The following is a 10,777-nucleotide window of genomic DNA, read 5'->3' on the forward strand; positions in this document are numbered from 1 at the left end:
CGTGGTCGAGGGTGGGGCATGCTCGACGAACTCCTCCACCACCAGGCCGGCGTCATTTCGCGCGGCCAGGCACTCGCGGCCGGACTCACCGACGGCGCCATAGAAGCGCATCTCAGCGCCGGGCGATGGCTCCGGATGCTTCGCGGCATCTATCGCACCTTCACCGGCGAGGTCCCCCGGGCGGCGCAGCTGTGGGCGGTCCTCCTCCGCGCGGGCGATCGGGCGGTCCTGAGCCACCACACGGCCGCCGAGCTGCACGGACTCACGGACCAGCCGGACCGGCTGATCCACGTCACGGTGCCCGCAGACCGCCGGATCACGCCGATACCGGGCGTCGTCGTGCACATCTCGGCACGGGCCGCCGAGGCGACCCACCCGGGTCCCCTGCTCCGGCGCACCCGCATCGAAGACACCGTGCTCGACCTCAGCGAGCTGGCGCGCAGCCTCGACGCCGCCGTCGGCTGGGCCACCGCGGCCTGCGGACGCCGGCTGACCACCCCGGAGCGGCTCCTCGATGCGATGGGCCGGCGCAAGAAGCTGCGGTTCCGCCGGTTGCTCACGGCCGTGCTCGACGACACCGCGGTGGGCGCCGTCTCGGTGCTCGAGCGGCGGTACCTCCGCGACGTCGAGCGCGACCACCATCTCCCCCGCGGGCGCCGCCAGCACCGACGACCTACGGAACGGCTCTACCACGACGTCGAGTACCCGGGGTACGCGACCGCCGTCGAGCTCGACGGCCGCGCCTGGCACCCCGAGGAGCGCCGGCGGGCTGATCAGCGGCGGGACAACGCCGCGGCGGCCGCTGGGCGGCGCACGCTCCGGTACGGGTGGCTGGACCTCGCGCGTCCCTGCGGCACCGCGGTCCAGGTGGGCCGTGCGCTGCGCGCCGGCGGCTGGCGCGGGCACCCGCAGCGCTGCCGGCGGCAGTCGTGCGCGGTCCGCCGCCGGGCCCGCCGGCCACCATGATCACGAAGACGTACCTGGAGGAGGTACCAAGAACGCTTCGTGATCATGGTGAAGCCCCGGGCGTCAGCCGATCGTCTGGAAGAACTTGCCCGCGATCGGGACCGCCGCCGCCGTGCTGGCGCCGCCGTTCTCCACGAAGACGCAGAAGGCGATGTCGCCGCGGTAGCCCATGAACCACGAGTGGGTGTGGGCCGGGTCGTTGTCGTACTCCGCCGTCCCCGTCTTGCCGCGCAGGTCGCCCGGCAGGTTCTTCAGCTGGTCGGCCGTGCCCACCGTCACCACCTCCCGCATCATCCGCCGCAGCGCGTCCAGCGACGCCGGGTTGAGCTGCGGGCCGTCCGCCGCCGGGCTCTTCGGGGCCGGGTCGAGCACCAGCTGCGGCTGCTTCCACTGGCCGCGGGCCACGGCCGCCGCCGCGCCGGCCAGGATCACCGGCGACGCCAGCGTCGTGCCCTGGCCGAAGGCGGCCGCGGCCTGCTCCGACTTCGAGCCGTTCGCCGACACCTTGCCGGTGAAGACGTCCACGCCGAGGTCCCACGGGATGCCGATGCCGACCGACTGGGCGGTCTTGGCCAGGCCGTCGGGGCCGAGCTGGGGCGCCAGCGACGCGAACGCCGTGTTGCACGACTTGGCGAAGTCGGTGTGCAACGGAACGTTGCCGAGCTCCATGTCGTGGGAGTTCCTGAACGTACGGCCGTCGACCGTGAGCGTCTTCGGGCAGGCCACGATCGAGTCGCCCGTCAGCCCCTTGTCCAGTGCGCCCAGCGCGGTGATCGTCTTGAACGTCGAGCCGGGCGGGGTCTGGCCGACCAGCGCGAAGTTGTTGCCGGCCGCGCCCGGGCCGTTGGCGACGGCGACGATCGAGTTGTCGCTGATCCGGATCGCGACCAGGGCCGAGCGGCGGGTGTCGAGCGCCAGGGCCGCCTCCGCCGCGTTCTGGATGTTGACGTCGAGCGTCAGCTTGATCTTGGCGCCCTCGGAGGGGTCGGCCGAGAAGAGCTTGACGTCAGGGGTACCGGTGGGCTTGGGAATGACCACGGAGACGCCCGGCTTGCCTTGGAGGATCTCGTCGTACTTCTGCTGGAGCCCCGACAGGCCGACCACGTCGCCGACCTTGTACTTGCCGGGGTTCTTGTCCATGATCTCCTTCGTCACCTGGCCGGAGGTGCCGAGGAGCGCCCGGGCGAACTGGGCCGACGGTGCGAGCGACTGCGTCGAGTTGCGGGTGACCACGCCCGGCGTCGAGTTCAGCTTGTTGGCGATCGGGTCGAAGACCTCCTTGCGGAGGGTGATGATCTCGACGAACGCGTCGGGCTTGGCCGACTTCACCTTGTTGGGCAGCGTGGACAGGTCGACGGAGACCTTGGCCGCGGTGAACGCGTCGCCGAGGTTCTTCACGACCAGGTTGATGTCGGTGACCTGGCGCGGCTCGACACCGATGGTGACCACCGGCTTGCTGCTGACGATCGGCTGGCCGGCGCCGTCGAGGATGCTGCCCCGCGTGCCGGAGGTCTTCTTGACGGCCAGCTTGTCGGTGTTCTCCAGGTCGGGGTGGATGGTCTTCGCGCTGAAGATCACCGTCCACTGCTTGTCGACCCGCTTGGCCTTGATCGTCGTGTCGTACTCCCAGGTGGAGCCGGAGACCGGCCACTGGACGGCCACGATGGCGCTGGACTCGTCGTCCTTGACGGCGGGAGCGCCCTTCAGCGACAGCTTCGGCTGCTCGGCCGCGAGATCGCCCTCGACGGTGGTCAGGAGCTTCTGCGCCGCGTCGCCACTGAGCGCTTTGCCATCCGGACTCAAGAACTTCAGCCCGGCGATGTTGCCCTGTTCCCAGGCACCGAGAAAAGTCTTCAACGAGTCGTCCGGCGGCTTGCTCGAGCACGCGGGGAGCGTGCCGACCAACGCCAGTGCGGCGAGGAGTGCGGTGGCGCGGCGGAGTGAAACGGCCATGGGGGCGATTCTGCGTCATGAAAGCCAGGATCCGCACGCCCCAAGATCGCATAAGTTGGACAATTGATATCTGGATGGGCGGGTCGATCGGGTAGCCGACGTTGCCGAACCGTGCGGCCGAAGGAATTGTCAGGGGTACGTCTTAGGCTGTCCGAGGACAACCCACAGCGTCGTGGGTGAGGGGAGAACAACCGATGAACCGGCCTACGGCCACCCCGGCGAGCGTCCGGACGACGAAGCCGACGACCGAGCCCACGGTCGAGGACGACGAGTTAGCCCAGCACGTGCCCAACGCGGAGCATCTGGTCGCGGAGGCGGTCGTTCTGGCTACGGCCCAGGACGCGAAGCCTCAGCTGGTCGCGCACTACTGGCGCCTCGTCCCCGACGAGGAGCTGGCCGCCTGCGACGTGGCGAAGATGGTCGCCGCCACCCTGTCGCATCTGGAGCTGGCCCAGCAGCGCGTGCCCGGCGAGCTGAAGCTGCGGCTCGGCCTGAGCGTCACCGGCGGCACCTCGGTGGAGATCGTCACCGACGACATGCCGTTCCTGGTCGACTCCGTCACGAGCGCCCTCTCGTCGCGCAACATCGACATCAACCTGCTGGTGCACCCGCTCGTCGTGGTCCGGCGGGCCCCGCTGGGCGCGCTGGAGGAGGTCCGCGTCGGCCTGGAGCCCGAGGACGCGGCGCCCGGCGACATCGTCGAGAGCTGGATCCGCATCGAGGTCGACCGGATCCGCGACCAGGACGACCTGGAGGCGCTGCGCGCCGACCTGGCCCGGGTGCTCAACGACGTGCGCGAGGCGGTCGAGGACTGGCCGAAGATGCGCACGCAGGCGCTGGCCCTCGCCGACGAGCTGGGCAGCGCGCAGCTGCCGGTGCCGGACAAGGACATCACGGACTCCGTCGAGCTGCTGCGCTGGCTGGTCGACGACCACTTCACGTTCCTCGGCTTCCGGGAGTACCGGCTGATCGAGTCCGACTCGGGTGAGCTGCTGCTGCAGGCGGTGCTCGGCACCGGCCTCGGCATCCTGCGGGCCGACCAGCCGACGCCGCGGGTGCTGTCGTCGATGACCGCCGAGGCCTACGCGAAGGTGCTGGAGAAGCGCCTGCTGATCATCACCAAGGCCAACTCGCGCGCCACCGTGCACCGCGCGGCGTATCTCGACTACATCGGGTTCAAGACCTTCGACGCCGACGGCAACGTGATCGGCGAGAAGCGCTTCCTCGGGCTGTTCTCCTCCGCCGCCTACCGCACCAGCGTGCGCGACCTGCCCGTGGTCAAGCGGAAGGTCGCCGAGGTCGTCGAGCGCTCCGGCCTGTCGCCGCGCAGCCACTCCGGCAAGGACCTGATGGACACGCTGGAGACCTACCCGCGTGACGAGCTGTTCCAGATCACCACCGACCAGCTGTATCGGGCGGTGATGAGCGTCCTGCGCCTGGCCGGCCGCCGCCAGCTGCGGCTCTTCGTGCGCCGTGACGCCTACGGCCGGTTCATCTCCTGCCTGGTCTACCTGCCCCGCGACCGGTTCACCACCGCCAACCGGCTGCGGATCCAGCAGATCCTGCTCGCCGAGCTCAACGGCATCGGCGTCGACTACACCACCCGGGTCGGCGAGTCGAAGTTCGCCCGCGTGCACTTCATCGTGCGCACCGAGCCCGGCAACCCGCCGGACGACATCAACGTCGACCGGCTCACCGAGCGCCTCAGCGACGCCACCCGCCTGTGGGACGACGACTTCCGGCTGGTCCTCGAGCGCAAGCTCGACGACGAGCACCAGGCCAAGGCGCTGTATCAGCGGTATGGCGGCGCACTGTCCGAGACCTACAAGGACGAGCACACGCCGAACGAAGCGGTGATGGACGTCGCCAAGCTGGAGCTGCTCGACGAACCGGGGCAGCTGGTCATGCACGTCTACCGGCGGCGCAAGGACGAGTCCGACATCCGGTTCAAGGTGTTCCGGTATGGCGAGCCGATGATCCTCAGCGCCGTCCTCCCCGTGCTCCACTCCCTCGGCGTGCGGGTCACCGACGAGCGGCCCTACGAGATCGTCCGCGCCGACGGCACGATCTACCTCTACGACTTCGGGCTGCAGCTGCCGCCCGACGCGCGGGCGATCACCGAGGTGCGGCCCCACCTGGAGAACGCGTTCTCGGCGACGTGGCACGGTGAGGCCGAGGTCGACGGGTTCAACACGCTGGTGCTCAAGGCCGGCCTCACCTGGCGCGAGGTCGTCGTCCTGCGGGCCTACGCGAAGTACCTCCGCCAGGCGGGCACGGTCTTCTCGCAGGACTACATGGAGACGACGCTCCTGCAGTACCCGACCATCGCCTCGAAACTCGTGGACCTGTTCACGGCACGCTTCGACCCGCGACTGCAGCTGTCCGAGACGGCGCGGTCGGAGTGGTCGAAGGAGATGGTCGCGGCGGTCAACGCCGATCTCGACGAGGTGACCAGCCTCGACCAGGACCGGATCCTGCGCTCGTTCCTGCACCTCATCCAGGCGACCCTGCGCACCTCGTTCTACCAGCGCGGCGAGGGCGGCCGCCCCAAGTCGTACACGGCGTTCAAGCTCGACCCGCAGTCCATCCCCGACCTGCCGGCGCCCCGGCCGCGGTTCGAGATCTTCGTGTACTCGCCGCGGTTCGAGGGCGTGCACCTGCGGTTCGGCTCGGTCGCCCGCGGCGGCCTGCGCTGGTCCGACCGGCGTGAGGACTTCCGCACCGAGATCCTGGGCCTGGTCAAGGCGCAGATGGTGAAGAACGCGGTGATCGTGCCGACGGGCGCCAAGGGCGGCTTCGTCCTCAAGCAGAACCCGGGCGACCGCGACGAGGCCGTGGCCTGCTACCGGCTGTTCATCTCGGCCCTGCTCGACGTGACCGACAACCTCGACGGCGGCAAGGTCGTCGCGCCGCCCGACGTCGTGCGCCACGACCCCGACGACCCATACCTGGTGGTCGCGGCCGACAAGGGCACGGCGACGTTCTCCGACATCGCCAACGAGATCTCCCTGCGGTTCGGGTTCTGGCTCGGCGACGCGTTCGCCTCCGGCGGCTCGGCCGGCTACGACCACAAGAAGATGGGCATCACCGCGAAGGGCGCCTGGGAGTCGGTCAAGCGGCACTTCCGCGAGATGGACGTCGACACGCAGACGACCGAGTTCACCGTGGTCGGCGTCGGCGACATGTCCGGCGACGTCTTCGGCAACGGCATGCTGCTCTCGCGGCGCATCCGGCTGGTCGCCGCGTTCGACCACCGGCACATCTTCATCGACCCGAGCCCCGACGCGGCCGCCTCGTTCGCCGAGCGCGAGCGGATGTTCGCGCTGCCCCGCTCGTCGTGGGACGACTACAACCGGTCGCTGATCTCGGCGGGCGGCGGCGTCTATCCGCGCACGGCCAAGTCGATCCCGATCACCGACGAGGCCCGCGCGGTGCTGGGCATCCCGGGCTCGGTCAACGCGCTCACGCCCAACGAGCTCATGCACGCCATCCTGTCGGCCCCGGTCGACCTGTTCTGGAACGGCGGCATCGGCACCTACGTCAAGGCGACGAGCGAGTCGCACGCCGACGTCGGCGACAAGGCCAACGACTACATCCGGGTCAACGGCCGCGAGCTGCGGGCCAAGGTCGTCGGCGAGGGTGGCAACCTGGGCCTGACCCAGCGCGGCCGGATCGAGTACGCACTGAGCGGCGGCCGCATCGCCACCGACTTCATCGACAACTCGGCCGGCGTCGACTGCTCCGACCACGAGGTCAACATCAAGATCCTGCTCGACCGGGCGGTCGCGGCCGGCGAGATCGACCCCGCCGAGCGCAACCCGCTGCTCGCCGAGATGACCGACGAGGTCGGCGAGCTGGTGCTGCGGGACAACTACGACCAGGCGACCGCGCTCGGCAACGCCCGCGCGCAGTCCCGGTCGCTGCTGCCGGTCCACAAGCGCCTCATCGCCGACCTGGAGCGCCGCGGCCAGCTCGACCGGGCGCTCGAGGGCCTGCCCACCGACGAGGAGCTCGACATGCGGGCCGAGGCCGGCGTCGGGCTGACGTCGCCGGAGTTCGCGGTCCTGCTGTCCTACGTCAAGATCGTCCTCGAGCACGAGATCCTCGACTCCGGGCTGCCCGACGAGGACTGGACCAACGAGGTCCTGGTCAACTACTTCCCCACCCCGCTGCGCGAGCGGTTCGTGGAGGCGATGGCCGAGCACCCGCTGCGGCGCGAGATCGTCACCACGGCCGTGGTCAACGAGGCCGTCAACCGAGGCGGCACGTCGTTCTTCCACCGCGCCTCGGAGGAGACCGGCGCCGGCGCCGCGGACGTCCTGCGGGCATCCGTGGCGATCCGGGAGGTGTACGGGCTGGGCGAGTTCCGCCGCGCCGTGGAGTCGCTCGACAACCAGGTCCGCACCGAGGCGCAGACCACGATGTACCTGGAGTCGCGCCGCCTGCTCGACCGCGCCGTCCGCTGGCTGCTGTCCAACCGGCGGCTGCCGATCGACGTGCCGGGCGAGATCGCCCGTCTGCGCCCCGGCGTCGCCCGCCTGCTGCCGCAGCTCGACACGCTGTTCCGCGGCCGCGAGCGCGAGGCGCTGCACGCCAACATCGTCAAGCTGCAGGAGCTGGGCCTGCCGCCGGAGCTGGCCGACACGACCACCCGGATCATGTACGGCTTCGGCCTCCTGGACATCGTCGAGGTCGCCGCCCAGACCGGTCGCGACGTCAACGAGGTGGCCACGGTCTACTACGTCCTCTCGGAGCGCTTCCGGGTCGACGACCTGCTGTCACGCATCTCCGACCTGCCGCGCGAGGACCGCTGGCAGACCCTGGCCCGCATGGCGCTGCGCTACGACCTGTATGCGGCACTGGCCGCCCTCACCGGCGAGGTCCTCAACGCAACCTCGCCCGACGGCGACGCCGAGTCCCGCGTCCACGAGTGGGAGCAGAGCAACGCCACGTCGATCGCCCGGACCCGCAACTCGATCGGCGAGTTCGGCGACTCCCCGGGCGACCTGGCCGCGCTGTCGGTCCTCCTGCGCCAGATCCGCACGCTGGTCCGCGCCAGCGCCGCCTGACCCGGCCCGACAACCGTTCCGAAGCGCCGCCCCCGAGCCCCCCGGCCCGGGGGCGGCGCGGTTTTGGGGGAAGCCTGGGTGGAGTACAGCCAGTGCGGCGTCCAGTGCGGTGTCCACCAACGTTCGCCGACCCGGCATCGCCCCGCCCCGCGTCGCGCGTGCCATCCCACAGCCGGCCGACGCTCATGGACTCCGCACTAACGGGTCGGCTTGGAGTCCTCGTCGTCGACGGGGGTGCGGGCGGCCGGGACGACATCGGCGACGGGTGACTCCGGGCTGTCGTCGCCGGAGTCGCGTGGCGCGGGCTGGGCGGGCACGAAGGGCGAGAGGAGCGGGCTGGTGCGGCGTTTCGTGCGGCCGCGGGCGTTCTCGGGTGCGCCGTCGGTCGCGTTCGGCACGGCGGCCGCGCCTCGAAGGCCGGCCGGGAGCGCCAGGTCCAGGCCGGCGAGGGCGTTGGTGCGCTCCTCGGTGCCGTACACGCGGCCGCGGGTCCGGGCCACGACGCTCAGCTCCTCCGGCTCCTGGCGAATCTCCGGCTCCGGGCGAAGCGGCTCAGGCTCAACCGGCTCAACCCCAACCGGCTCAAACCCAACCGGCTCAAACCCAGCCGGGTCGGGCCCAGCCGGGTCGAACCCAACCGGCTCAATTCCGATCGGGGAGGGCTCAACCGGCTCAAAACCGACCGGCTCGAAACCAACCGGCTCGAACTCGGGATCGGCGTCCGCGTCGGGCTCGACCCGGGCCTCCAGTCCGTCCGATATGTCCGGCTCGTCGGCATCCAGCGGATCGAGATCGGCGGGTGACGTGTCCTCCAGAGCGGCGAACGCCTCGGCCGGGGGGCGGGGGGCCACCGTCGGTGGGGCCGGGACCCGCAACGGCGGGGCCGAGACCGGCGGCGCCGAGACCGGGAAGCCCGGCACCGGGCCGCCCGACACCGGGAACATCGTGTCCGACGCCACCAGCGCCGTCGACGTCACCAGCGGCTCCAGGCCGGCCACCAGCACGTCCGTCACCTCGGCGGCATAGCGGCCGTCCGGGTCGTAGTCGGGGTCGAAGACCGTCACCTGAACGCCCACGCAGCGCGGGTCGGCGACCAGGTTGCTGAGGAGGATCTCCAGCTCGCGGTACGCGATGCCGCCCACGTCAGGGGCGTCGACAGCCGGCATGACCGCCGGGTCGAGGACGTCGACGTCGACGTGGACCCAGTAGCCGGCGCAGTCGCGCAGCTGGTCGCGGGCCCACTGGGCCGAGCGGGCGGCGCCGTGCGAGCGCAGTTCAGGGACGGCGCGGGCGACGATGCCGGCGGCCTGGAGGTCCAGGCGGTACTCGTCGTGGGTGCGGATGCCCAGCAGGACCACGTCGACGTCGCGGAAGTAGGGGCGGCGCTGCTCGATCGAGGCCAGGTCGGCCTGGCCGCGGCCGGTCGCCAGGGCCAGGGCCTCGCCCGCAGCCGCGCCGACGTAGGAGGCGTTGCCCTCGTGGCGGAAGTCGGAGTGGCCGTCGACGTAGACCAGGCCGACGCGGCCGTCGAGGGTGGCCGCGTGGCGGCGCATGGCCAGGCCGGCGCCGAGCAGGATCGAGCAGTCGCCGCCCAGGACGACCGGGAAGTCGCCCTGGGCGAGGATCGAGCCGATGCGGTCGGCCAGGCGGCGGACGAAGACCACGATCTCCGCCGCCTGGGCGACACCGTCGCCGGGCTGCCAGCCCGCCGGGTCGTAGCGGGGCGGGGTGATGCAGCCCGCGTCGCGGGCGCCCAGGCGGGTGAGCAGGCCGTGGTCACGCAGAGCGCCGGGCGCCTTCGCGCAGCCGGGAACGGAGGTGGCGGTCGGTGGCCGCAACCCCAGGTTGCTCGGTGCGTCGACGACGGCGATCCGGCGCATGTGCGCCCGGCTCAGAAGAGCGCGCTCGCCAGCGCCCGGCGGGCCTTGGCGACCGCGGGGTCGTCAGGGCCGGCGACGGTGAACAGCGAGACGAGATGCTTGCGCACCGTCTCGCGGTCGTCGCCCGCCGTGCGGCGGATGAGGTTGACGAGACGCTGGTAGGCCTGCTCGGCCTCGCCGGAGACCACCTCGATGTCGGCCGCGAGCAGCTGGGCGGGGAGGTCGTCGGGCTGGGCCTGGGCGGCGGCCATCGCGGCCGGCACGTCGACGCCGGTGATCCGGCGCATGAGGCCGACCTGGGCCAGGCCGGCCTCGGCGATCGGGTCGCCGGGCGTGTCGGCCAGGAGCTTGCGGTAGGCCGCCTCGGCGCCGTCGAGGTCGCCCTCGATCAGCGCGTCGTCGGCGGCGAGCAGCCGCGGGTCGTCCTGGTGCTCGACCTCGACGCCGGCGGCCTTGAGCACCGCGTCGATCCACTGGCGCAGGTGCGGCTCGGGGAGCATCTGGTTGAACGCGTCGACGGGCTGGCCGCCGACGATCGCGACCACGAACGGGATGCCCTGGATGCGGAACATCTGGGCGAGCCGCGGGCTCTGCTCGATGTCGACCCGGGCCAGGAGCCACGTGCCCTGCCCCTCGGCGGCCAGCTTCTGCAGCAGCGGGGAGAACTGCTGGTCGGGCTGGCTGCCGGCGACGTAGAAGTCGACCACGACCGGCGTGGTCAGCGACCGCTGCAACACGTCGTTCTGGAACGTGGCCTCGCTGACCTCGACGACGTTGGCGCCGCTCGCGGCCGGGGCCTGGGCCGGCTGGGCGGCTCGCTGGGCGGCGGCCGCGTTACTGCGGGCCAGGGCGCCGAGGTCCACCGCCCCGCGGGTGAAGATCGACTGACTCTGCCGTGGGTCGCTCATG

At 71.4% G+C, this 10,777-nt stretch carries 4 protein-coding genes and 1 pseudogene; 2 read left to right on the forward strand and 3 right to left on the reverse strand.

Annotation, left to right across the window (positions count from 1 at the left end; genetic code table 11):
- Nucleotides 1-18: 18 nt before the first annotated feature.
- Nucleotides 19-966: a type IV toxin-antitoxin system AbiEi family antitoxin domain-containing protein gene (locus tag ABZS66_RS03595; RefSeq protein ID WP_354754742.1), complete on the forward strand. Its 948-nt coding sequence runs from the start codon at nucleotides 19-21 to the stop codon at nucleotides 964-966.
- A gap of 63 nt (nucleotides 967-1,029) precedes the next feature.
- Here ABZS66_RS03595 and ABZS66_RS03600 read toward each other — a convergent pair whose 3' ends face one another.
- Entirely contained in the window at nucleotides 1,030-2,919 is a 1,890-nt protein-coding gene (locus tag ABZS66_RS03600; RefSeq protein ID WP_354754744.1) for a penicillin-binding transpeptidase domain-containing protein, read from the reverse strand.
- Nucleotides 2,920-3,113: 194 nt separating this feature from the next.
- Here ABZS66_RS03600 and ABZS66_RS03605 point away from each other — a divergent pair, with 194 nt between their 5' ends.
- A complete protein-coding gene (locus ABZS66_RS03605; RefSeq protein ID WP_354754746.1) occupies nucleotides 3,114-7,988 on the forward strand; it encodes an NAD-glutamate dehydrogenase in 4,875 nt (1,624 codons plus the stop codon).
- Between the two features lie 980 nt (nucleotides 7,989-8,968).
- Here ABZS66_RS03605 and ABZS66_RS03610 read toward each other — a convergent pair.
- Nucleotides 8,969-9,868 (reverse strand): annotated as a pseudogene (locus ABZS66_RS03610) (arginase family protein); the annotation flags it as partial.
- An 11-nt stretch (nucleotides 9,869-9,879) separates the two neighbouring features.
- Nucleotides 9,880-10,776 (reverse strand): tetratricopeptide repeat protein, encoded by an 897-nt coding sequence (locus tag ABZS66_RS03615; protein WP_354754747.1) that lies wholly within the window; start codon nucleotides 10,774-10,776, stop codon nucleotides 9,880-9,882.
- Between the last annotated feature and the right edge of the window lies 1 nt (nucleotide 10,777).

The sequence above is a fragment of the Dactylosporangium sp. NPDC005572 genome, from assembly GCF_040605515.1.
Lineage (GTDB): Bacteria > Actinomycetota > Actinomycetes > Mycobacteriales > Micromonosporaceae > Dactylosporangium.